This window comes from Bacillus cereus group sp. MG16 (assembly GCF_040459875.1).
Taxonomy (GTDB): Bacteria; Bacillota; Bacilli; order Bacillales; family Bacillaceae_G; genus Bacillus_A; species Bacillus_A paranthracis.
Genome location: NZ_JARVHE010000001.1, coordinates 2,066,697 through 2,090,493, shown reverse-complemented (window position 1 = coordinate 2,090,493; position 23,797 = coordinate 2,066,697). Strand labels below are relative to the sequence as shown.

The following is a 23,797-nucleotide window of genomic DNA, read 5'->3' as shown; positions in this document are numbered from 1 at the left end:
CTCTTTTTAAAGAACGCACTTTAAAGTACTATAGGTACTTTTTAGTACCATAAAGCTTGTCTCTCTCTTACATGTACTATTATGAAATATATTTAACATATTAAATAGTACATACTTTAAAGTGCTATAGGTACTAAAAAGTAACATAGTTAATTACTAGTACTATAAAGCTTGTTTCCCTCTCACATGTGCTATTATGAATGATATGTAACATAATAAAAAGTACGTACTTTAAAGTACTATAGGTACTAAAAAGTAACATTTATATAACCTAGCTTATTTTGCTCAAAAATTGAAATCTACATTCCATGAAGAAGGCTTTCAAATGAAGAAATACACTTTTCTCGTAGAGGCAACTTTAGAGGACATTACTTAAACATGTAAAGGATCATGTTCATTACCACAGACAAATAATAAAAAGGCAAAAACGAACAGAAATATGTTCATTTTTGCCTTTTTTATTTAACAATTAAAATGTACGACTTTTAGAAAGGAAATCTTTATCGGCTCCCGTTACACCACTTTGTCCCCAGTTTCCTGGAATCATTTCACGAATAAGAATTAGCACTTTATCCAAAGGCGCATGCGTATATTTAGAGGTTACTTGTGTAAGTTCTTTTACCCACTTATCCTTCGTCTCTTGATCAAATGTATTCCATATGTCAATCTTAATGATAGCCATTCCATCAACGTTACGATCCGATGTATCGTAAGACTCTTTTGTTTCCCAATTGGACACCCTACTTTTCTCAGCAAAGGTAGCATCACTTGCTCCAGCTCCAGCTTTCCCCCAATTTTCTTTCTCAAGTTCCGTTATCAACACTTGAATTTTGTCAGGGACAATTTTTAATCGTTTTATTGTAAGTTCCGTTACATTATAAATGAATTCTTTCTTTTCTTCTGTTGACATGGTTGGCCAAGTATTTAGTTCAATTAATGGCATAGTATTGCCCCCTAAAGTTAATTAATTATTTATTCACTAGCTACAACTATTGGTTTAAATGATTTTTAACTGCTCTTACTACCAATTCGTGATCTTCTTCTGGTGGTAATCCTGAAACGGTTATCATTCCAATAACCCCTACGTTTTTTATTCTGATAGGAAAGCATCCACCAAACGCAGCATATTCCGAAGTATCTAAAAGATATTTTTCATTATATGAAATTCCAGTTATTTCACTTTGTATCTGCATATAATACGAGCTACGATCATGCAGGGAAACGACTCGCTTTTTACGCTCAATCCATTTCGTATTTTCCGCATTTGTCCCTGTCATCTTGAAATGAAATAATTGCACACCGTTTTTCGTTATATCAACAGCAATCAATTTTCCTTCTCGCTTTGCTGTTTCCACGATAAATAAACCTAGTTGCAACGCATCTTCATTTGTAAAAGAGGAAAATTGAAGTGTTTCCTCCTCTTTTAAAATTTGTTTACTTATTTCATTCAAATTTGAAGAACTCATATTTTTAACCTCCATAATTGTTTTATGCCACACCGACATTTTTTTGAAATTATTAGGCCATATCGTACAACCTTTTAAACAATCTGAATCTAAATAAACTGTTATAACATCATTGGTAACTAGTACCGAAAAGCTTGTTTTCTTCTTACTGGTGCTATTATGAATGATATTCAAAATTATAAAAAGTACGCACTTTAAAGTGCTATAGGTACTTTAAAGTACTATTTTACTTATCCCTATCTTACAGAGACTACTATGAAATATATTTAACATCTTAAAAATGTATGTACTAAAGAATAATATTTTTCATATCAAACTTTTTTGCTCAATAGCTGTAATTCAAGCCCATCAAATTTTTGTATAAAAACAAACGAAAAAGAAAAGAACCTAGCCGATACTAGATTCTTTTCTTATCAAAAAAATACTCTTATATTTCTTTTGAGTTGTTACAAACGAATTAGAATAGAACTTCAGCTAAAGGCTCATTTTAATTACAGTAAAAGATTGGTGAAACGATACATTACACCACCTAAAAATAGGAGGTAACAAAAATGAGTGAAAAAACAGCAGGCTTTTCACAAGTAAATCATGTTGGAATTACAGTAAGTAATTTAGAAAAATCTATCGTTTTTTATGAAGCATTAACAGGTAGGAAAGTATCAAACATCGATGAAATTGGCGGGAAACGAATGGCACAAACTCAAGGACTTGATGATACTCGTATTAAATATGCCAACCTTCATTTAGACAATTTAAATATCGACATTTTAGAATACGTTGTCCCTAAATCAGATAAAGCATCTTACTCAAATGATCAAATTAGTGCGATGCATCTTTGTTTTGAAGTAGAAGATATCGATGCTGCTGTAGAACGTCTAAAAGCAATTGGGGTAGAACCAGATGGAGATCCAATTGTCTTTCAAGAAGAAGACGGCTTGAAATCTGGATTTGGTACAGGAGTTGCCTACTTCCGTGATCCAGATGGTACTAATCTAGAACTAATTGCTCCAAAAGGTCCATTTAGACGCGAATAATTAAAATAAATTAATACCCAAACAGCCACCTTCTCTGAAAGGTGGCTGTTTGTTGATAGATTGAATAAAAGGTTTTTCATGTCCACTATTTTTATACTAAAATCAACAATCGTGAATTAGAATAATGATTTAATACTTGCTAAAACAGTAAGTACACCTACAATAATAACAAATACGTTACTCATTTTCCCTTTGTACTTAGCTAATACCGGTACTTTTTGAATCGCATACATCGGTAATAGACATAAGATAGCAGCAACTAATGGACCGCTTAGAGAATCAATAAGTCCAAGAATACTTGGATTTGTATAAGCAACAAACCAGCATGATAATACAACAAAAGTAAGGACGATTGTCTTAATTGTTTTTTCTTCAATATCTTTTCCACGTGATTTACCAAACTTAATAATCATGTCACGCATTACTTCAAATGCTCCGATATAATGGCCAAGGAAAGACTTTGTAATAGCCACAAAAGCAATGATTGGAGCTGCAATCGTGATTACAGGTGAATTAAGCTCATTCGCAAGATATGAAAGGATTGATAGGTTTTGTTCTTTTGCCATTTTTATATCATCTGGAGTCAAGCTCAATGCGCTACTCCAAACGAAGAACATAACAACAGCGAATGTCATAATATAACAAACCTTTTGTATTTGCGCACATTTCGCATCAGTGGCTTCGATTCCATACGTAGCTCTCTGTTTCACAACAAATGATGAAATCATAGGTGAATGATTAAATGAGAATACGATGATTGGTAGAATCATCAATATCGTCCCAAAATAGCCTGTTCCTGTTGAAGCAGTTGAAACAGCTGAAAAACTAAGCATTGACGTATTCCACTGTGGAATTAAAGATATTGCGATAAACAGTAGAGAAACGATGAAAGGATACACTAACATACTCATTACCTTTACAGTAATATCTTGACCAAAATTTAGTATAGTGATAAGACCAAGAACTAATACAAGTGATAAAATTGCTCTTGGAGGTTCTGGCATGTGCAATTGATGCACGATAAAACTACTTGCAGTGTTTGTAAGCGCAACCGAATACATTAGTACGATTGTATAAATTGAACCGAAATATACGATGTTAAAAATGATACTCGCTTTATTTCCGAAATACTCTCTAATTGTACCTGTGATCCCCTCATCAGCAGAATTAGAAGCGTATATCATTTTAGCAAGCGCCCTATGTGAGTAGTACATAACTGGATATGCAAGCAATGTAATTAGCAGTAAAGATAATAAACCACCTGAACCTGCATTAATCGGTAAAAAGAGCACCCCTGCTCCAATTGCAGTTCCAAATAGACTGAGTGCCCATGTAGTATCCTGCTTATGCCACTTTTTCGGATCTGCATATTGCTCATTTTTTAGTGCGGTATTTTCAGCTTGAACTTCTATTTTCTTTGCAGTATTCCCGTTCATATAATAGCTCCCCCTTGTATCTATTCCTGTCTCTCTCTTAATAGCTACCGAATATTTTCCTTTTTGGGAAAATGAATTCCTTACAAGTTGCCCCACATTGTATGTCCTTCATCATAATGAAACCAAATTGAAACATTCGCTAGTTAGCGTCCTAATATAATTGTTAGCGTTCACAAAAAAGTTTACTCGTAATATCCGCTCTTTATATAAAGACCCGTTAAAAGAACAATATGGAATAGACTTCATAAATACGTTGCAACATTTCTAATAACAGTGTATTACTTTAATGGTTTCTCTTTTTTACTTTTAACAGTAATTTTAGCTAAACCAGCCTCTCTTCATTTGCGAGGCATTTCTTTCTCAATTCTATACATTACTTTCATAACTTCGGTAGCACTGATGATATTGCTTACACAAGCCACTGAAGTACTTTACATACATTTCGCCTCTAATCACACACCTTTCTTACTAATAATCGCATTTTTTATATTTTCTCCAGAGATAATAAAATTTCTCTCGACGCCCTCATTATAACGTGTATATTTATAAAATTAATATTTTTATATTTTCAGAAATATTAGCTGGATATAATTTTACATGGATAACATTTTACAGTTCGCATGCAACCCTTGTTCCTATCGCTTAAAACTGAATGAATTAGCATAAAACACAGTCATATATTATTTATCCAATTTACTCATTATAAAGATACTTATATTCTCCTTTGTCAAAAAAAATCATTTTAATTAAAAAAGATATTCTAATAAATAATTAACGTGGTTAAAAAGAAATATCTTTTTGAATATACCAACCAATTTTCAGGATATATATTATCGACATTGCATTCATATACATTTTTAGGAAGCTACCTTTTTACTTGATGGCAATAAGAGGACCGCTAACATTTTACAAAAACCTACGCTAAACGCAAAAATACAATAAGCTGCCCATATCAGGCAGCTCATTGACATAATTATCGTTATCAGGAGTGGGCAAACAAATCATTTCAAAGTCATCTTAATTCGAGTTTTTTTAACTCTTCTTCAGGAATATCTCTATGTTTGTAATGAATTGTTTTTACATCATTTCCTTTAATACGAAAAGTAATTGTGTCCTCTCCATAAGGGGGATTGTGTGCCCCCTCAAAGGTTTGAATTTGAACAGTTACATAGAAAATAGAATTTACTTCGTCTTTTTTTATTTCAAGTATTTTTTCAGAACCTCGATACCAAAGTTTTGGTTCCTTATAATAGTTTTCAACTTCTTTACTTATCGGCTCTAATAAGAGATTAATGACCACTTCTTTTAAAAATTGTTTTGGTACAGGTATTCTGTTAATTTCCTTCCTTTTTACATCTATAATTCTCCAAAAATCACCACTCTTTTCAACAGTATAAAGAACATTCGTACCGTCTGCTTTCCAAAGATGAAAATAACCTTTATTTCCCTTAATATATAATCTTGGTTCATCAATCCACTCACCTTCTGTTTGAATTATCCCTAAAAACAGTTGAGTAAGTGGCGTTATCTTATAACCTAATTGATTAAAATCACCAAACGAATAAAGTTCATAACCGCTTAAATTTATGTCAAAGCTTTGATTTCTATTATTTTCTATTTTTACAATTGCTTGAGCAGAAATACAGGGTAATACAAAACTCAGAAAACATATGATGCTAATTATTTTTATTTTCATACCATCAATCACCTCTTTTATTAAAGTGCGACAAAAGAGATGATATTATTGCTTATTGCACGATTCAAACTATTAAAAGCCAATAATGTAATCTTTAAACTCCCTCGTTAACTAGCTCTTTTATCGAGTTTAATTTTGAAGAAAGCTCCATAAACCATTCTTCGTCTCCTGTTAATAATGCAAGGTCTATCAGATAAAGGATTTGCTCCTTATTAATTACCTTTGATTCAGGAAGTTTGTTAACATGTTTACTAAAGAGTAAAATCGCTTCGTTTATTGTGTACTTGTCGTCACGTTTCACAATACTAACTGTAACTACATCTTCCACTTCATCAAGTGATACAATGTAACCAACTATGAATTCACCCTCATTTGATATTCCACGAACCCAATCTCCTACTTTTAAAACTTGATTATTATTTGACATCATACTTTTTCACCTTCTTATAAATATTTTTTGTGGCGATAAAAAAGAAATAAAAACGAAATCAAACTGTAATATTTTCTATTACATTTAAATAGTAAGAACTTACGTCTCTATATAACAAGTAAGCCGCTTAACGTTCTTGATTGATAAGATCAACAACTTCTTTCATTGTATAGTTCTTTAAATATTCACCTAAATGTTCTTCCGCACCTAAGAAAATAGTAAACAGCACTTTTCGCATGTTTGAACCTACAATGCACTGATCATTTGATTCTGGGCACTTAGGCTGCAACGCACCTTCAGAGGTTATTTGATAAATATGCCAAAGATTAACTTCATCTAAATCCCGAGCAAAAATAAAACCTCCACCGGTCCCCTCTTTTGATTGTATAAACTTATGTTTTTTTAATAAACTTAGTACTTTGCGAATACGTACTGGGTGAACACCTGCACTTTCTGAAATCGCATTACTTGTTGACATCCGGTCTGGCTGTAAAGCTAAATAAGTTAAACTGTGTATGGCCAAAGTAAAGTCGCTGCTCATGGTTTTCCTCCTACGATCAAAAATATTGTTTCTCCTATATTAACATACTGTAGCCATAAATATTACAGATAGGTTAGCCAAACGTTAAAATATATAAGAACCACTCTTAGCATAAAGAAATAGATTCCATAACTTCATTGAGCTTTTTAAGTTAAACATACATTTAAAGACTCCATTGTTTCTTCACTTGTTCTTCTGCCAATTGTTTAATTTTTGTCCATATCGTATCTTTGCTTACAATAACATTTGTTTGATAATTTCTATCGTTATAATTGACTGTAACACATACTTCTATCATTTCCTGCTTCCTCCTTTCAAACAAATTTCTTATCTATATTTAAGTCCTGAAAATCTTGGATTTAGTTATAATCTCTAACCTATAACTTCATATTTTTGATAATCATATTTAAAAATCCCACTGTTTTTTGACTTGTTCTTCTGCCAATTGTTTAATTTTTGTCCACACCGTATCTTTGCTTACAATAACATTTGTTTGATAGTTTCTATCTTTATAATTAACTGTAACGCATACTTCTATCACCTTCAGTTTCCTCCTTTCAAAAAATTTCTCTCTCATACCATTACTTATTAATTAGCCAACTTTTGCAGTTCAATATTTAAAAATGTTCGAACGCTACGTGGTAAAAATTTACGAATTTCTTCGTCATTAAAACCAATCTGTAATCTTTTCTCGTCCAGCATAATTGGGCGACGCAACATTAGCGGATGCTCAATTATTAATTTATAAAATTCATTTAGCGAAAGCTCATCTATATTTATATTTAAGTCTTGAAAAGTTTTGGATCTAGTTGAAATAATTTCAGTAGCACCCTCTTCAGTTAAACGAAGAATGGACTTAAGTTCATCCACTGTCATAGAATTGGATACGATATTTTTTTCCGTATAATCAATTTGATTCTCCTCCAGCCATGCTTTCGCTTTTCGGCATGAAGCACAGCTTGCTGTTGTATATAAAACCACCATATTTCACTCACTCCTTTAATGTTCTTTATAAAATGTACACTTTAAATATCGTTTGTTGAAATGTATTTAAAAAAATTACAGTTTAGAATCAAATTCACGTAATGTTAGTTATTCCGCAATGTTTCGTTTATTTTTTACTACTCGGTTCTTTGCATGCTTCTTTTATAAAATAGTTGAAACTACATTTTACAGATGATGACAACTCACTTCTTAAATCTATACTGTAATTTTAAACCTTACAGTTCTATTAATCAAATGTTAAGTCTTGGATTAATTAATCATTTTTTGTGAATGTCCCCATAGTGTTATGCCGACCCATTCCAAATGCACTTCAAAGTACATTTTATTCATTTCTTACTTACATGTGTTAGTATGAACGATATTTCGCATAATAAAAAGTACGTACTTTAAAGTGTTATAGGTACTAAAAAGTAACATATAAACTTTCTAGTGCAGTTCTACATCGGTTAGTATGAACGATATTTCGCACAATAAATAGTGCGCACTTTAAAGTGTTATAGGCACTAAAAAGAAATAATTTTATTATTAAAGCGTATCTAGGTCCAAAACTGTAATCTACATTCATCAAAGGGGTTTTTTATGAAGACATACAATATTCCTGTAGAAGCGACTTTAGAAGTTATTGGCGGAAAGTGGAAGGTTGTTATTCTTTGCCATTTAAAAAAAGGAACAAAAAGAACGAGTGAATTAAAACGTTTAATGCCTGGTATTACACAAAAAATGTTAACACAACAATTACGGGAACTAGAAGAAGATGGTGTAATCCAAAGGAAAGTATATGACCAAGTGCCACCGAAAGTAGAGTACTCTTTAACGGATTACGGTTCGTCTTTAGGAGCTATACTCGATTCCCTCTGTTCCTGGGGAGAAGTTCATCTTGAAAAAACCGGTAACACATCCATGCTGATTACAGCAGATGAATAATAGCTGTTCCTACTATATTGAAAACAGAAAATAGGTTGAGGCAATACGTGCCCCAACCTATTTTTTATACCTCTTTATAACTTTTTGCAGTAATAACTGTTTCGAATTCAAAGGTTTCCGGCAAGTGATCAGCATAAGAGTATTCAAAAGTGCGTCCATCCGTTAAGTAGGCCACCTGTTCCACTCTCATTAGGAAATCTTGATTTGTTAAGTTCATAAACTGCTTTTCTTTATCATCCGGGCGAATTCCTTTAACCCTAACAACGGATGTTCCCACTTGAAGACCTAGTTTATTTTGAATGTGGGAGTAGATTGATTCCTCTAAAACAGAAACCTCAACACCTGGAATGACCGAAATTGGCATCCATGTATGCTCCATAATCGTTGGAATACTGTGAATGATGCGGAGGCGAATGATTTTATATACAAAATCCCCTACTGAAATACCCAATTTTTCAGCAATGACTTCATCGGCACCGACAATCGTAAACTCAATAATTTTACTTTCTACCTCACTGCCATAAACAGCTTTCGTACCTGTTAAAGTTTGAATCATTCGCGCCTTTTCTTGCTGACGCCAATCTTGAACGACCGTTCCACTTCCGCGCCGGCGAATGATGTAGCCATCTCTAACTAACAGATCCAGCGCTTTTTTTATAGTAAGGACAGAAACATCAAATTCTTCAGCGAGGACGGGGCTACTTGGAATTTTTTCTTTAATCTTATATTCGCCGTCTAAAATTTGCTGTTTCATTTTTTGATAAATGCCGAGGTATTTTACTTGTGTGGATCCGCTTGCCATTTCCATACCTCCTTTATGCTGTATTCCCTCTTCTATTCATTTAAGTTTAAAGCCTCAAGTTTGTAAACGGAAGGTGATGGCGCAGCAAATCCGTTTTCTAAGATTTCAATATTCGTTACCGCTTCTTCGTCTTTCACAAGCTTTGGTGCACCATTTACGATTGTTTCATACGCTGCATCATAAAAACGACCGTAATCACCAAGCGGCGTTTTAATTTGTTTTTCAATCCAATCACCGTTTGCATTGCGATATTTTGCAATTCCATAGTACATTGGTGAATCTTCACCAAATCCTGCACTCTCAGGCATAATACCCGCTTTCAAATCATTTTCCTGCTGATCTTCACCATATTTAATAAACGATCCATTTGTTCCATGAACGATAAAGCGCGGATAATCTTTTGCTACAACATGGTTCGTTTTCAGTTTAATTTTCAACTTATTTCCGTAATGTAGACCAACATCGAAATAATTATCAACCGCACCTTTCACTTCATTATTACGAATATCGTATGTTACTGTATCTGGACGGCCAAATAGTGAAATCATACGGTCCATCGTATGAATACCTAAACTATAAAATGAACCTTCTTCTTTCGGACCTTCGTGAGTGATTGAACCCGGACGGAAATAATCAATATGTGATTCAATCTCAACGATATCACCAAGGAATCCTTGTTCCACAACTTGCTTCACAGCTAAAAAATCACCATCAAAACGGCGGTTTTGATAAGGCATAACTACTACACCTTTTTCTCGTCCTAAGGCTAATAATTCTTTCGCATGTTCTACTGTATCGCAAAATGGTTTTTCTACGATAACTGATTTTCCAGCAAGTATAACTTTTTTCGCTAATTCGTAATGCGTATGTGCTGGCGTACAGATTGTCACTACTTGGATTTCTTTATCATTCAACAATTCGTTCAAATCAGTAGTGAAACTAACACCTTTTTCCTTATATGGAGCCGCTAATTCTTCATTAATTTGGCGAGCAAAAATTGTTTTTACTTTTATATTTTTACGTGTATTTACATAAGGTAAATGATAGCGGTTAGCTGATTTTCCAAATCCAATAAAGCCCATTGTTAATGTCATATTCTTCAACTTCCTTGCTCATAAATTTTTGATTCTATATTTATTATATATTTTTATCATTAAAAGTATATAGTTTTGTTTTTAAAATTATATACAAAAAGGTCGAGATGGAAATCATTTTCTGATTCCCATCTCGACTTTAAGTTATAGACTTATGTCCTACCATCATTTTATTTACACTCGATGAGTAGTTACAGAGCTGCTTCATTACATGCTCTTATTCATACATATAAGAACGTGTCATCGGAATTGTATCGTTAATACCTTTTGTAAATACAAATTGATGTAAATCAATATTACCTGTAAAGAACGAAGCTGCACATGCATTTAAATATAAGCGCCACATACGAATGAATCGCTCATCTTTCGTTTTGCGAACTTCCTCCAGTACGTTTTCAAAATTTCGAGCCCAATGCTGTAATGTTTTCCCGTAATGTCTACGTAAGCTTTCCACATCAACAATGTAAAATTGTTCGTTTGTCATGTTCGTGATTAATTCGTTAACAGCAGGAACATATCCGCCAGGGAATATATGTTTTTCAATCCAACCATTCGTAGCACCACCATTGGCCGGAGAAGTAATACAATGAAGTAGCGAAATCCCACCATCATTTAGTAGTGCATTCACTGTCTCAAAGTATTGTGTAATGTTGTCTTTTCCTACATGTTCAATCATACCTACACTAACAATTTTATCAAATTTACGATTCTTAATATCACGGTAATCAAGTAAAGATACTTCAACTAAATCCGTAAGTCCCTCTTGTTTAATTCGCTCGGAAGTCTTAGCATATTGTTCCTCACTTAACGTTACTCCCATCGCTTTCACACCGTACTGCTTAGCGGCAGCTGTAATGAGCTCACCCCACCCGCAACCAATATCTAATAGCGTATCATCTTTTTGAAGGTTCAACTTTTTCAAAATATGATTCACTTTATTATGCTGAGCTGTCGTTAAAGAATCTTGCTCATTTTGGAAATACGCACAAGAATATGTCATCGTTTCATCAAGCCATAATTTATAGAAATCGTTCCCAATATCATAATGATGAGCAATATCATCCTTATTTTTTTGTTTTGAGAAATTCCATTTACTTTTGAAATATTGCAACTTACTATCACCTAAAAAGCTATCCTGCCTTTTATAAATAGATTGAATTGCTTTTTCAAGGTTACCTTCTATTTCAAGATCTCCATTCATATATGCTTCACCGAATGCGATAGAAGGATCCTTAGCAATCTCTTTTTTTGAAAGCGGCTTATGGAATGTTACATGAAATTGAGGTTCCCCTTCTCCATATTGTATTGTTTCTCCATTCCAAAGTGTAATTTGAACTGGATCTGAAAAAAGATTTTTAAGTATTTTTTTATAAAAAAGTTCTTCAACCATATAAACATCTCCTACTAAAAAATTGAACAAAAAACTATTCTAGTTAATAAGTCTTTTTGAACATAGCTTAAAACCGTTATGACTTCTTGCTACGAGTGTCATTATAAAACGGTTATATTATGAAGCATAGTACGTACTTTAAAGTGATGAAGGCACTTTTAAGTACCTATGAAAACTTTAATCAATTATTCATCACGGCTAAAACAACTGCTATTCTGGTATAGATCCCTACTTTTCACCGTAGTAACTTTCTAAAGTTTTATACTGAAAAAACACCACCTCATCAATAGGTGGTGTTTCAATATTACATATATAGATTTCACTTAACTTCACTATTTTTTCTATCTATGCATCGTTCTCCCCATACGGTCAATTGATTTAATACATTTTGCAAAGACCACCCATAATCAGTTAAGGAGTATTCTACTCGGGGTGGAATTTCTTTATAGATTTCACGTGTAATCACACCATCATCTTCTAGCTCACGTAATTGTTGCGTCAACATTCTAACAGAAATTTCAGGAATTAGACGCTGCAACTCGCTCGTTCGCTTCGTTCCTTTTGTTAAGTGACATAAAATGACGACTTTCCACTTTCCCCCGATAATTTCTAAAGTTGCTTCTATCGGTATATTGTATTGTTTCACACGATCTCCCTCCTTTTTTCTAAATTTCTTCTCTATTGTTACGTAAAAACAAATAATTTTCTATACGGCACATTTTAGTTCCTACAGCACAAAAAAGTACCTATATTACCAAAAAGTAATTATGCCGTTTAAAAATATTCCTATATACAAAAAGAAAAACGAACGTATTCTCGTTCGTTTTTTTCTTGTTTATTCTGCTGTAATGAGCATAGACGTGTTGCCATTCTTTTCAAGATGATGTTCTCCCCAGTTACAAAGAGAATCGAGTATAGCATCTAAAGAATGACCGTATTCCGTTAACGAATACTCTACTTTTGGCGGCACTTGGTTATACACTTTTCTCTCGATTACACCGTCTTCTTCTAATTCACGTAATTGTTGCGTTAACATCTTTTGTGTAATACCAGACATTAATTGTTTTAATTCGCACGTTCTCTTTTTGTCTTTCTTTAAATGACAAAGGATTACTACTTTCCACTTTCCACCGATAACCTGTAAAGTCGCCTCTACAGGAATATTGTATGTTTTCATATAAAAATCTCCTTTAATAATGTTATAAGGCAATTAAGCTAAAGATTTAAATATTACTTTTAAGTATCTATAGCACCTTAAAGTACGTACTTTTTACCCTGTTAAACATGTTTCATAATAGCATACGTAAACAGCAGATGAGTAGTACGGCACTAAAAAGTACCTGTATTACTTTTTAGTATCTATATCACTTTAAAGTACGTACTTTTCATTATGTAAAATACATTTCATAATAGCATTTGTAAGAGTTGAGTGAGTCATGCAGTGTTAGAAATTACCCATGTTATCTTTTAGTGCTAACGTACTTTTTTAACTGTTTATATACTTTTATCATGCCTTTTGTCAGACGATGAAATGACATGTTTTCATTTTCACATCCATTCACAATGATGAATTAATTTTTAAATACATTTTAGGAGGATATCTATAATGAGTAAATTACTAAAAGAAAAAATCGGTTTTGGCACAGCACCACTAGGAAACATGTACCGTAATATTCCTGAAGAAGAAGCAATCGCTACAGTGGATGCTGCTTGGGAGAATGGTGTTCGTTACTTTGATACAGCTCCACTTTATGGATCTGGTTTAGCAGAAATTCGTCTTGGTGAAGCACTATCAAAGAGAAATCGTGATGATTACTTTTTAAGCACAAAAGTCGGTCGAACGATTTCAGATGAACTAGAAGATCCATCTGCACGTGATTTAGGTGAAAAAGGCGGGCTTTTCGAATTTGGCCGTAAAAATAAAATGATCAATGACTATAGCGCAGACGCAACACTTCGTTCTATCGAGCAAAGTTTGAAACGTTTAAAAACAGATCGTCTAGACTTTGTTTTCATTCATGATTTAGCACAAGACTTTTATGGTGATGAGTGGATTTCACAATTTGAAACAGCTCGAACAGGAGCATTCCGTGCACTAACACGTTTACGTGAAGAAGGCGTCATTAAAGGCTGGGGACTTGGAGTAAACAAAGTAGAATCAATCGAGCTTATGCTTGATTTAGAAGAAGCGCAGCCAAATATATCCTTACTAGCTGGTCGTTATTCATTACTAGACCACGAGCGTGCATTGCAACGAGTAATGCCTGCAGCTGTTAAGCATAATATGGATATTGTTGTTGGTGGCCCATATAGCTCAGGTATTCTTGCTGGAGGTGCTCACTTCGAATATCAAAAAGCATCACCAGAAATTATTGCAAAAGTTGAGAAAATCAAAGCTCTTGCAGATCGTCACGAAATTAGCATCAAAGCTGCTGCATTACAATTTTCATTAGCGAATCCAGCAGTTGCTGCCGTTGTTCCTGGTGCAAGTAAACCGGAACGAATTGTAGAAGATCAAAATGCCTTAAACACAGTAATTCTAGCAGCATTCTGGGAAGAAATGCGCGAACAAAAACTAGTAGCACCTAATGCACCACTACCAATCAACGTAAAATAAAGTGAAACTTTAATCAGTGGGGCAATCCCCACTGATTATTTACCCGCAAATACTGGGATGAAAAGGAGCGTAATGAACATGGTACATACTACTACATCTATGGAAATTTTCGGTTCACCTGAACAAGTATGGCAATTAATCGGAGGCTTCAACTCCCTTCCAGACTGGTTACCTTATATACCTAGCAGTAAATTAACGGAAGGCGGTCGTGTACGTCACCTAGCTAATCCAGATGGTGACACGATTATAGAACGATTAGAAGTATTCAATGAGAAAGAACGATACTACACGTATTCAATCATGAATGCACCATTCCCAGTCACTAATTATCTATCTACAATCCAGGTGAAAGAAGGTACTGAAAGTAACACATCGGTAGTAGAGTGGTCTGGTACGTTCACTCCTGTTGAAGTTAGTGATGAAGAGGCAATAAACCTTTTTCATGGTATTTACAGTGATGGACTGAAAGCATTGCAGCAAGCATTTCTAGATTGAGCTATTAAAAACAATGAAAAGCAAAGCGATATCGCTTTGCTTTTTTATAAAATCCCTTTTAACTTTTCACCAATTAACTTCGCTACATACTCATAGCCTTCTGGTCCAAAGTGTAGCCCATCTCTTTCATTATTTTCTACAAATGTTTTATAATTCCGTTCTTGAATCATTTCAGCATACAAATTTAGAAAATAGCTTCCTGTTTCTTTCGCCACTTCCTCTACCACGTCTGCATACTGACCGAGTACTTCATTTGTTCTATTATGCTGTCTTTCTTCATCAACTGGGGCAGGACTAATAAGCAGTACTTTACCTGAAGAAATATGGTTCACAATCTTCTCTAAATTTTCTTTGTATGCTTGTAATGATCCTTGCGAAAAAGAGACTGCATCATTCGCGCCAAGAAAAACTGTTACGAAATCTGGTTTATGTGATAATACATCTTCTTTAATCCTTTTTAACGCATCAAACGTATTATCACCTGGAACACCTGCATTCACTACGTTCCAATTCGGAAACATCTCTCGCAAACGTGGTGTTAACCTCGGCGTTCCATTGAAAAACATTTCATCAGCTGTAATACTATCCCCAAAGCATACTAACGTTTTCATAAGACTAACTCTCCTTTTACGTATGAAACAACTTTCCTTCTACCGCCTTAATATATCTTTCAGCAGAACGCTCCACTGCCTCATTTGCATTCTCTTTTACTACGCGATGAAAAGCGTTGTATAAACGATTAAACTGTAACGGCTTCACTCGATTCACCATTTCTTCCACTTTTCTCGCTGGTAATGGAATTAAGTTTGGATAGCTGTACATAAAGCTTACCCACCGCTCATCCGCTACAACTTGAATAATATCACCTGTTAACAAAATTCCTTTTCCATCATTACCTTCTTCCCAATGTAAGACAGATCCACCTTTAAAATGACCTCCTAAACGATGAATGACCAATCCATCAGCTAATTGTAAAGACTCACCAGACCAATAAATAATACGACTACTCGGGCGCATCACCCACTCTTTATCATCTTCGTGTATATAAATCGGTACATTAAATGTCTCCGCCCATTCTACTTGTGTTGAATAATAATGAGGATGAGACAAGGCAATTGCATTTAATCCACCAAGCTCTTTTATTTTCGCAATTGTCGTTTCATCTAAATAAGTAATACAGTCCCACAGTAAACGATATGACTCTGTTTTCACTACATATGCCGTTTGACCAATCGCAAATTCTGGTTTTGTTGTAATACTATAAAGCCCATTTTCCTCTTCGATTATTTTATTTTTATATGTATCACTTGTTTGTAAGCTTTCTAGCGTCGTCCAAGACTGCCCTTTCGGATTCACATATTGTCTCTCTTCATCACAAATATGACAACTCACCGGTTCTTCTACACTCGCTGCATACTGCACGCCACACGTTGTACAAACGAAATTTTTCATCATAATTTCCCCTATCCCTCTATTTTTATTAAGCTGATTTTTGTTGATACTGATTTACTTTTTTATTTTCAATTAATAAACTGATAAAAGTAAGTAAATAAACAACCGTAACGGATAATGGAATGACAGTGAATCCTTTTTCTGCAAAAAGAATCCCGCAAACTGACGTTACAAATACAGTCCCTACACTGACAATAAACCGTAACTTTTACTTTCGTAAATCCACACGTACGGGATAAAATGAACACCTATTAACATCGCTACTACAAAAGGTAACCATTCTGGAAATTGAAAATAAGCAAGTAATACAAGCGGAATATTCAATACATTTATCCCACCAATTAATCCTGCCAAAACTCCTAATGGATTTCCTTTCGCAAACATATCAATTTTCAATATAGCAGCTATCATTAATCCAAAAGGAAACACACATCCCATACCGATTAAATATACCCACACTACTTGTTTTTCAGAAAGAACAAAGCCCATTATACTCATAACTATCTAAAATAAAACACCAGCTAATATAATCGGTAATCCTCTCTTCGTTTTGATTGCTAAATCCTTTTTCGCTTCTGAAACATTCATTTCACGATCTCCCCCAAAATATTTGTACTATAAAGTCACCTCAACCTCTTCCATCCAATAACGCCAAGCTATTAAATAATCTTCTAAATCTTTCGGGTGATGTCTTAAACACGTATCTATACGCAAATATAATCCTATAACTATTTCTTCATATAAATCACGGTCTTTTTTATGAAATACACATTGTTTCATCGCATAATCAATCGTTTCTTTCGTTACATCTTCCGGGGTTGAACAGAACGCATAAATTAAATCGTATATAGGATCTCCTAACACTGGTAGGGGATCAATTACACCATGTAGCATATTTCCTTGAAATATAAAATTATGAAATCCAAGATCACCATGTAATAAAAATGGCTGATTTATTCCAACATCCCTATTCGCTAACTTAAGAACTTTTCTATACTCTTCCTCACTTATGTACGGTCTTACATTTTTATGAGCTTCCACCACATTTGTCGTTAAAAATTCATTCCAAGATTGAACCGGACTTTCTTTCCATCCCCAGCCATCTGCCTCTGGAACAATTTTATACTTATTAATAACTTCTTTTACAAGTACACAAAGCATACTTCGTTTATATCCTTGTTCGTACGACGTACTACCTTCAAGGAAGGAATACACAATATATGTATGTAAATGTTCCTTATACAAAAGCTTTGAAAATGAAGTATTCCCCTTATAAAACGAAAGAAAATCCGCTTCTTCACGTATTACGTCCGGTTCATTCAACTTTACTACATATTTTTCATCCAACAAATATACGGTACTTGTCGTTCCCCCGTTCAGCACTTTTACGCTAGTTGGATCCTGTGAAATCACTTTCTCCTTAACTAGTTGTGCAGTGATTATTGAAATGTCCATTCTCTCACCCTTTAATCCAGAATATTCCCTCAATTCAAAAGACAACTTTACTATTATTTGACAAATATAAGGGAATTCCTCCTAAAAATCTTAATATAACAAAAAGTAATTTTATTTCATTGCAACTGCTTCCTTCAATATTTCATCAAATAATTCATTCCATTTATGATAATGTGATACAATTTCTTCACTCCAAATGATCTTCATTTAATCTAGTAATTTCTATTAAATTATCTCTTTCTTTTAACTTACGAGCTAAACTTTCTACACCAAAAACTTCTGTAAATGTGTGGCTACCTACTATTAAGTTAATGCCTTTAAATTTCGCATGTTGCACTGTGTATAATGTTTTTTCTCCAGTTATATACGTGTCACACCCTTTTTCTAATGCACGTTCAATCAAATTTGTATTGTTCCCTGCACCAGTTAAAATCGCAATTCGTTTTACTGGTTTATCATGGTTTCTCCAGCTCTTCACTTTCTCTTCCATTTTTTCTTCAAGCCTTTCAACCAAGTTTAAAAATGCAATCGGTGCTTTAAATTCTCCTATTCCAGGTAATTCCTCTTCCTCATACGTAGAGTATTCTAAAATTGTATCTATCGCAATTTCATTAAATAATGATGTACACGTACCAAATTCAATAAAATCTAACGGCAAATGAATCCAAAAATGATTCATTTCATATTGTTTTAATTTCTCAATACAAGCCTCTTCCATTCCAAATAAAAAACTCCACGGTGCATGATGTGTAACTATCATGTCGACTCCATTTTTATATCCTTCTTCAATCGTCTCTAACGTCAAATTTGTTGTGTAACCAATTTTGTGAAATTCATCTTTACTTATATGAGTAAATCCATATTCATCATCACCGTATTTATGAAGATGCTCTCCAAATAATGATGTTATATATTCATTAAACTGCGTTATATTCATTTTTATTTCTCCTTTCATTTACTTTTATATTTCATAAATAAGGAAATACTAACAACAACGTTACATACATATAGGAGGACAATATGAAACCTGAATTTTTAAAAGCTGTACATGATGCCATCGGAAATGTCGAACACATTCATATAGAGGAAAGCGGTGCTGACAGCTTACTTATCCATCATGATGATGCACAGCAGTTACAACAAGTCGCTAAAACGCTAGAAAATAACAATTTTCGCTCTGCTTTAAGAACAACTGGAGACGCTTCGTATATTGAAGTATTGAACAGATAATGAAAGTCCGGATGTATGCCGGGCTTTCTTTTTTTATATTGAAACTTCAAATTCTTTCACATACACCGCTGTTCCAGCAATATCAATTTGTAAATTCGCATTCCCTTCAACTTTCGTTACATACACCGTTACACGACCATCTTTACGTATTTCCTGTCCTTGTTCAACAATTAACTCCATTTCATGGTCAAAATCTTTTTCCAAATATGTCGCATAATACGCTCCCATTACACCTGAAGCCGTTCCTGTCACTGGATCTTCAATCGTTCCAGCATAAGCAGATGAGAAATGACGCCCATGCATTTGTGCTAGTTCATCATAAGTTTCTAGACAAATTGGGTGAATAGAAGAGTTAGGTATTTCTTTTAATACTGATGGAAACATCTCATTGTTAGGCTTCATTCTCTCACACGCATCTAGATTTTTAACTGGTACAATTACAGTCCAGTTCCCTGTACTTCCATATACAATCGGTAAACTTACATCTAAATCATTTACTTCTAAACCGATACTATGAGCTAATTCTTCTGTTGAACCTGTAAAATCTTTAAACTGAGGTGTAGCCTGCCTCATTTTAATAAAGGTTCCTTCCTTTTCATTTACATCTATTTGTATCGGTAAAATCCCTGCCTTCGTTTCAATCGTAATATTTGTTTTCTCTTCTAATAAACCTCTTTCACGTAAGGCGTATATAGTTCCAACTGTCCCATGACCACATAAATCCATTTCATAACCAGGTGTAAAATAACGCATTCTTATATCTGCTACTTCTGAGGAAAGAACAAAAGTTGTTTCGTTATATCCAACTTTTTCAGCAATACGCTGCATTTCCTCTTCTGTTAATCCATCTGCCTCTAATACAATACCTGCTGGATTCCCCATATTCGGTTTATTCGTAAATGCGTCATAATGAAATACGTTTATAGTCTTCATTTTCTTTTCTCCTAACCTTCTTTAAAAATTTTATAATAAAGCTCTATCTCCGTTTTCAACGAACAATTATTTCTCCAAAATATTCTCTGCATCTTTTCATTTGAAGTATGTGTGCTTCCGATGTAATAAGTAGCCCCTATTCCCTTTAACATATGTAAAGATTGAAGATGCAGCCGGGAAGCAATTCCTTTCCCACGATAATAAGGCATTACCCCAAAATAAAATAATCGTCCTTCACTTTCTGTTCCAGTTTCTATATGCGGTATGGACATACCAATCGGCTCATTTTTATCATAAAAAACAATACATGACTTTTCCCACCCCTTACCTAACTCTGTTTGTACAGAATAAAAATGTTCATCGATAGTTAAAATTGAAGTTTGATTCCCTGAACCCGACATACATTGTTCCCAAATTTATTTAAAATCTTTTTCCGATAACATTCCTTCTGCTATTGATCGATATGTATATTGTCTTTCAAGCTCTTCTACATTGTTCAATTCTCTACATACTTCTATCTTTGCGGCATACAAAGAAAAACCGGCATCAAGTAACACTTTTGCGCTTGAGTTATGACTACTAAACCTTTTGTTTAATACAATACTCGCTCTTTTTAACTCCCAATTAAAACAAACCTCTTCAAATTTACTTATCTTTTCTTTATATGTTTGTACGTTATACAAAACGTCTTCTTCTATTTCTTCAATTGTCACTGCATTTGGTAATCCATTTAATACTTTTTTAGAAGGGCCAAACAAATTCTGAATGATTGCAAGATCGTATATCACCACTTTATTTCACCTACACCTGGCTCAATAAACTGCCCTGAAACATCCTCATTTGAATCTATTACCCAATCATATATATTTTTTGCTCCTTCAGCGGGAGTCATATTCGCATCAAAAGCACCAATTTCAGTCTTTAATTTTCCAGGATGAATGGCAGTTACACTTATTCCTTTATTCTCAAACTCTTGTTGTAAGCAGAGTGTTAGCATATTTTGTGCAGCTTTAGCAATTCGATATGAATATGAGAAATGGCCTTGCGGAAACTCTTTGTTGGCCATTTTATGCAATGAACCTAACCGAGAGGACACATTTATGATTCTCGGATGATCCGATTTAGCTAAAGCCACATATGTACCTTTTACAGCTCGAATTACACCTAAGCAATGAATATTAAATAAGTCCGTTAACTCTTCTGAATTTGTATGTAAAACCTCAGTCTCCTTTCCAGTAATTCCTGCGTTATTTATAACTAGATCAATATACTCTGTATATTGCTCAAGCTGTTTCTTAATTTGTTCTGTACTCTCATCAGCCGATAAGTCTGCTAATATAGGAAAACATCTACAACTAAACATTTGCTTCAATTGCGTTACCGCAACCTCAGTTCTAACTAATGGATAAACAATATGCCCATTTTCATGAAATACTTTTACTAACTGTAACCCTAATCCGCGATTTCCACCTGTAATTAGAACTCTCATATATTCATCTCCTTATTTTTAAAATAAATAAGAAAATCCATCCACTTACCATTCTCTAATGAAAACGCCTCTCTCTTGCATTCAAATGAAAAACCTGTTCTTTCCGCAAGGCGAACGGATGGCTCATTATCAACAAGTATATGTAATTCGATTCTATGAAAATGAAGATGATTAAAAAATAACGATACTGCAGCTTTCACACTTTCCATGCCATATCCATTTTTCCAGTATTGATTATGTATGGAATATCCCATCATCGCCCATTGATAGTCCATACGTAAAATTTTAATCAGCTCTAGCTTACCAATATTAGCTCCGTCTTCTTTACGAAAAATACCTAATACGTACATCTCATCTCGATGTGCTGCTTCATCAAAGCCTCTAATCCATTCCGTGAACCATTCTTTCGTTGATGATGCCATAACTTGATAACCATCGTCATATTTATACTGCGATGGTAACCTCTTATAAAATCCATCTAACCAACTTTCATAATCATCATTTTGGAACGGACGGATCATCAGTCTCTCTGTCTCTACCTGTAATAGTGGCAGCTTCATTTACATCTCTTCCCTTAATTAATATTTGAATATTCTTTATTATCTTACACAAAATACAAAATCTAGTAAATTATTATGTTTTGATAGACAAAAACCCAGTCATGCTTTATACATAACTGGGTTCTTCATCGTTTAATAACATTTTTATTTCACAAGAACTACATCCCTTAATTCCCTCTTCAACACTTTCCCTAAAGCGTTTTTCGGTAATTCTTCTACGAATACCACTTCTGGAATTTTGTAACTTGCTAATTTCTCCTTACAATACTGAATAATACTTTCTTCTGTTACTGTTGTTTCGCCATCCTTCACAATGTAAGCTCTTGGAACCTCTCCCCAAAATTCATCTGGAACTCCAACTACTGCAACTTCTAAAACACCTTGTATTTCATGAATAACATCTTCTACTTGGTCTGGATATACATTGTCACCACCACGTATAATAACGTCTTTATATCTTCCCATAATATGCAGGAATCCGTCGTCATCTATCATGCCAGCATCACCCATGTTAAACCAATTATCTTTTACTACCTTCTTTGTCGCCTTTTCATTATTCCAATACCCTTTAAACATGTATGGACTTCTTACATGAATCTCTCCAACTTCATTTGTTTTTAGTTCATCGCCTGTTTCTGGATGAACAATTTTTACCTCTACATTTTTCAATGTTTTTCCTACAGAAGACATCTTTTCTTTTCCCATCATTGGATGCCATGATGTTACAACCCAACCTTCTGTACTACCATAGCCTTGCACCATATAGATTCCTTTTTCCATATATTTTTGGATGAGTGTTTCTGGCACCTTTGTTCCACCGCTTTGTGCTACTTTAAAAGTAGAAATGTTACGTTCTTTTTTATTTAGTTCATCAAGCATATAGCTATAAACAGCTGGGAATGCAAGCATCGTAGTAATTTTCTCTTCTTCAATCTTATCCCAAATAAGAGTAGGATTCGAATCAGCTAAGAAGATCATCGTAACACCATGATAAATACAATTTAAAATAGAAAGCACACCACTCATATGAAACAATGGATGCACGGATAAAAAGCGTTCACCTGTTGGAATTTCTCTTTGTCCCGCAATCTCTGCAAAATATTGATGTAAGTTTTTATGTCCAATTACACATGCTTTTGCCTGTCCAGTCGTTCCCGAAGTAAATAAGTAAATGGCATCATCCTCTTCATGCACTTCTACGTTCGGTTCTGTCGTTGGTTGTTTTTGCAACTCTAATTCAAATGAACCAAAGCCTTCTTTTGTCGTTTGAATTACATAAGGAATTTCTTTAACAGCATCAACATTTAATAACACTTCACTAAATTCTTCATCAATAACTAACACTTTTAATTTCGCTTCTTTTACAATCGTTTCTAATTCATATACAGTAAGCTGATGATTTAGCGGAATACATACCGCTCCAATTTTTAAACTTGCCATCATAACGCTTGGAAACGGATGATTATTTTTGCATAGTATTCCTATACGATCCCCTCTTTGCACACCACTATGTAACAAATAATGTGCAAGCTGATTTACTCGTTCATTATACTGCTGAAACGAATATCTTTTCCCTCCGCCTACAAGCGCTTCCAAATTTGGTGATTGCATTGCTCTTTTTTGTAATAATTTTTGCATCGTTCTCAAGTAAAACTCCCCTTTATATATGTTAGGTTTTTTATTTTACCAGATTAACTATTAATTTACTAAAGATTACACTTAGTGAATATAATAAGAATATAAAATAG

27 protein-coding genes and 2 pseudogenes are annotated in these 23,797 nt (G+C 34.0%); 5 read left to right on the top strand and 24 right to left on the bottom strand.

Annotated features, from left to right (window positions below):
- Positions 1–469: 469 nt before the first annotated feature.
- Positions 470–943, bottom strand: a complete 474-nt coding sequence (locus QCI73_RS10745) for a tautomerase family protein (RefSeq protein WP_353822882.1) — start codon at positions 941–943, stop codon at positions 470–472.
- A gap of 46 nt (positions 944–989) precedes the next feature.
- Positions 990–1,505: a heme-degrading domain-containing protein gene (locus QCI73_RS10740; protein ID WP_139302722.1), complete on the bottom strand. Its 516-nt coding sequence runs from the start codon at positions 1,503–1,505 to the stop codon at positions 990–992.
- 512 nt (positions 1,506–2,017) lie between these two features.
- Between QCI73_RS10740 and QCI73_RS10735 the strand changes: the two genes are divergently transcribed.
- Positions 2,018–2,500, top strand: a complete 483-nt coding sequence (locus tag QCI73_RS10735; RefSeq protein WP_242304219.1) for a VOC family protein — start codon at positions 2,018–2,020, stop codon at positions 2,498–2,500.
- A 116-nt stretch (positions 2,501–2,616) separates the two neighbouring features.
- Here the strand turns inward: QCI73_RS10735 and QCI73_RS10730 are convergent, their stop codons facing one another.
- The 7 genes from QCI73_RS10730 to spxA all read right to left on the bottom strand — a co-directional run bounded on the left by QCI73_RS10730 (position 2,617) and on the right by spxA (position 7,587).
- On the bottom strand, positions 2,617–3,936 hold the full coding sequence (locus tag QCI73_RS10730) for an aromatic amino acid transport family protein (RefSeq protein WP_353822881.1): 1,320 nt from the start codon (positions 3,934–3,936) through the stop codon (positions 2,617–2,619).
- Between the two features lie 1,012 nt (positions 3,937–4,948).
- The gene (locus QCI73_RS10725; protein ID WP_353822880.1) at positions 4,949–5,632 is read right to left on the bottom strand and encodes a DUF3888 domain-containing protein; all 684 of its coding nucleotides are present in this window, start codon (positions 5,630–5,632) and stop codon (positions 4,949–4,951) included.
- A gap of 94 nt (positions 5,633–5,726) precedes the next feature.
- Positions 5,727–6,062, bottom strand: coding sequence for an IDEAL domain-containing protein (locus QCI73_RS10720; protein ID WP_000987470.1), 336 nt, complete (start codon positions 6,060–6,062; stop codon positions 5,727–5,729).
- Positions 6,063–6,189: 127 nt separating this feature from the next.
- Positions 6,190–6,603 (bottom strand): Rrf2-family transcriptional regulator SaiR, encoded by a 414-nt coding sequence (gene saiR / locus QCI73_RS10715; RefSeq protein WP_000093217.1) that lies wholly within the window; start codon positions 6,601–6,603, stop codon positions 6,190–6,192.
- Positions 6,604–6,766: 163 nt separating this feature from the next.
- Positions 6,767–6,901, bottom strand: a complete 135-nt coding sequence (locus QCI73_RS10710; protein ID WP_000573531.1) for a BA3454 family stress response protein — start codon at positions 6,899–6,901, stop codon at positions 6,767–6,769.
- A 108-nt stretch (positions 6,902–7,009) separates the two neighbouring features.
- Positions 7,010–7,144 carry a BA3454 family stress response protein gene (locus QCI73_RS10705; RefSeq protein WP_000573519.1) on the bottom strand — a complete coding sequence of 45 codons (135 nt, stop codon included), beginning with the start codon at positions 7,142–7,144 and terminating at the stop codon, positions 7,010–7,012.
- Between the two features lie 47 nt (positions 7,145–7,191).
- Positions 7,192–7,587: a transcriptional regulator SpxA gene (gene spxA / locus QCI73_RS10700; protein ID WP_074606723.1), complete on the bottom strand. Its 396-nt coding sequence runs from the start codon at positions 7,585–7,587 to the stop codon at positions 7,192–7,194.
- A gap of 600 nt (positions 7,588–8,187) precedes the next feature.
- Here spxA and QCI73_RS10695 point away from each other — a divergent pair.
- Positions 8,188–8,532: a winged helix-turn-helix transcriptional regulator gene (locus QCI73_RS10695; RefSeq protein WP_000860831.1), complete on the top strand. Its 345-nt coding sequence runs from the start codon at positions 8,188–8,190 to the stop codon at positions 8,530–8,532.
- Between the two features lie 64 nt (positions 8,533–8,596).
- Here the strand turns inward: QCI73_RS10695 and QCI73_RS10690 are convergent, their stop codons facing one another.
- The 5 genes from QCI73_RS10690 to QCI73_RS10670 form a co-directional block, all read right to left on the bottom strand.
- A complete protein-coding gene (locus QCI73_RS10690; RefSeq protein ID WP_088667213.1) occupies positions 8,597–9,334 on the bottom strand; it encodes a GntR family transcriptional regulator in 738 nt (245 codons plus the stop codon).
- A 32-nt stretch (positions 9,335–9,366) separates the two neighbouring features.
- Positions 9,367–10,428 (bottom strand): oxidoreductase, encoded by a 1,062-nt coding sequence (locus tag QCI73_RS10685; protein WP_353822879.1) that lies wholly within the window; start codon positions 10,426–10,428, stop codon positions 9,367–9,369.
- 217 nt (positions 10,429–10,645) lie between these two features.
- On the bottom strand, positions 10,646–11,818 hold the full coding sequence (locus QCI73_RS10680; protein WP_353822878.1) for a cyclopropane-fatty-acyl-phospholipid synthase: 1,173 nt from the start codon (positions 11,816–11,818) through the stop codon (positions 10,646–10,648).
- Positions 11,819–12,137: 319 nt separating this feature from the next.
- Entirely contained in the window at positions 12,138–12,464 is a 327-nt protein-coding gene (locus QCI73_RS10675) for a winged helix-turn-helix transcriptional regulator (protein WP_029440931.1), read from the bottom strand.
- A 189-nt stretch (positions 12,465–12,653) separates the two neighbouring features.
- The gene (locus QCI73_RS10670; RefSeq protein ID WP_000860838.1) at positions 12,654–12,995 is read right to left on the bottom strand and encodes a winged helix-turn-helix transcriptional regulator; all 342 of its coding nucleotides are present in this window, start codon (positions 12,993–12,995) and stop codon (positions 12,654–12,656) included.
- A gap of 429 nt (positions 12,996–13,424) precedes the next feature.
- Here QCI73_RS10670 and QCI73_RS10665 point away from each other — a divergent pair, with 429 nt between their 5' ends.
- Positions 13,425–14,435 (top strand): aldo/keto reductase, encoded by a 1,011-nt coding sequence (locus QCI73_RS10665; protein ID WP_353822877.1) that lies wholly within the window; start codon positions 13,425–13,427, stop codon positions 14,433–14,435.
- A 78-nt stretch (positions 14,436–14,513) separates the two neighbouring features.
- Positions 14,514–14,930 carry an SRPBCC family protein gene (locus QCI73_RS10660; protein WP_353822876.1) on the top strand — a complete coding sequence of 139 codons (417 nt, stop codon included), beginning with the start codon at positions 14,514–14,516 and terminating at the stop codon, positions 14,928–14,930.
- Positions 14,931–14,974: 44 nt separating this feature from the next.
- Here the strand turns inward: QCI73_RS10660 and QCI73_RS10655 are convergent, their stop codons facing one another.
- The 5 genes and pseudogenes from QCI73_RS10655 to QCI73_RS10635 form a co-directional block, all read right to left on the bottom strand.
- Positions 14,975–15,541, bottom strand: a complete 567-nt coding sequence (locus tag QCI73_RS10655) for an SGNH/GDSL hydrolase family protein (protein WP_353822875.1) — start codon at positions 15,539–15,541, stop codon at positions 14,975–14,977.
- Between the two features lie 16 nt (positions 15,542–15,557).
- Positions 15,558–16,385 (bottom strand): MBL fold metallo-hydrolase, encoded by an 828-nt coding sequence (locus tag QCI73_RS10650; RefSeq protein ID WP_353822874.1) that lies wholly within the window; start codon positions 16,383–16,385, stop codon positions 15,558–15,560.
- 25 nt (positions 16,386–16,410) lie between these two features.
- Positions 16,411–16,970, bottom strand: a pseudogene (locus QCI73_RS10645) (DUF7010 family protein).
- A 27-nt stretch (positions 16,971–16,997) separates the two neighbouring features.
- Positions 16,998–17,837 carry a phosphotransferase gene (locus QCI73_RS10640; protein ID WP_353822873.1) on the bottom strand — a complete coding sequence of 280 codons (840 nt, stop codon included), beginning with the start codon at positions 17,835–17,837 and terminating at the stop codon, positions 16,998–17,000.
- Positions 17,838–18,024: 187 nt separating this feature from the next.
- Positions 18,025–18,774 carry a Nif3-like dinuclear metal center hexameric protein gene (locus QCI73_RS10635; protein WP_098946545.1) on the bottom strand — a complete coding sequence of 250 codons (750 nt, stop codon included), beginning with the start codon at positions 18,772–18,774 and terminating at the stop codon, positions 18,025–18,027.
- A gap of 83 nt (positions 18,775–18,857) precedes the next feature.
- Here QCI73_RS10635 and QCI73_RS10630 point away from each other — a divergent pair, with 83 nt between their 5' ends.
- Complete coding sequence (locus tag QCI73_RS10630; RefSeq protein WP_000801653.1) at positions 18,858–19,067, top strand: hypothetical protein; 210 nt, start codon at positions 18,858–18,860, stop codon at positions 19,065–19,067.
- A gap of 33 nt (positions 19,068–19,100) precedes the next feature.
- Here the strand turns inward: QCI73_RS10630 and QCI73_RS10625 are convergent, their stop codons facing one another.
- The 5 genes and pseudogenes from QCI73_RS10625 to QCI73_RS10605 form a co-directional block, all read right to left on the bottom strand.
- On the bottom strand, positions 19,101–20,000 hold the full coding sequence (locus QCI73_RS10625; protein WP_327922869.1) for a PhzF family phenazine biosynthesis isomerase: 900 nt from the start codon (positions 19,998–20,000) through the stop codon (positions 19,101–19,103).
- 11 nt (positions 20,001–20,011) lie between these two features.
- A pseudogene (locus QCI73_RS10620) lies at positions 20,012–20,788 on the bottom strand (GNAT family N-acetyltransferase).
- On the bottom strand, positions 20,785–21,489 hold the full coding sequence (locus tag QCI73_RS10615) for an SDR family NAD(P)-dependent oxidoreductase (RefSeq protein WP_353822872.1): 705 nt from the start codon (positions 21,487–21,489) through the stop codon (positions 20,785–20,787). The pseudogene QCI73_RS10620 and the gene QCI73_RS10615 overlap by 4 nt, the downstream one beginning before the upstream one ends.
- The gene (locus tag QCI73_RS10610; protein ID WP_353822871.1) at positions 21,486–22,049 is read right to left on the bottom strand and encodes a GNAT family N-acetyltransferase; all 564 of its coding nucleotides are present in this window, start codon (positions 22,047–22,049) and stop codon (positions 21,486–21,488) included. The genes QCI73_RS10615 and QCI73_RS10610 overlap by 4 nt, the downstream gene beginning before the upstream one ends.
- A gap of 144 nt (positions 22,050–22,193) precedes the next feature.
- Positions 22,194–23,687, bottom strand: coding sequence for a class I adenylate-forming enzyme family protein (locus tag QCI73_RS10605; protein ID WP_353824102.1), 1,494 nt, complete (start codon positions 23,685–23,687; stop codon positions 22,194–22,196).
- Positions 23,688–23,797: the final 110 nt, after the last annotated feature.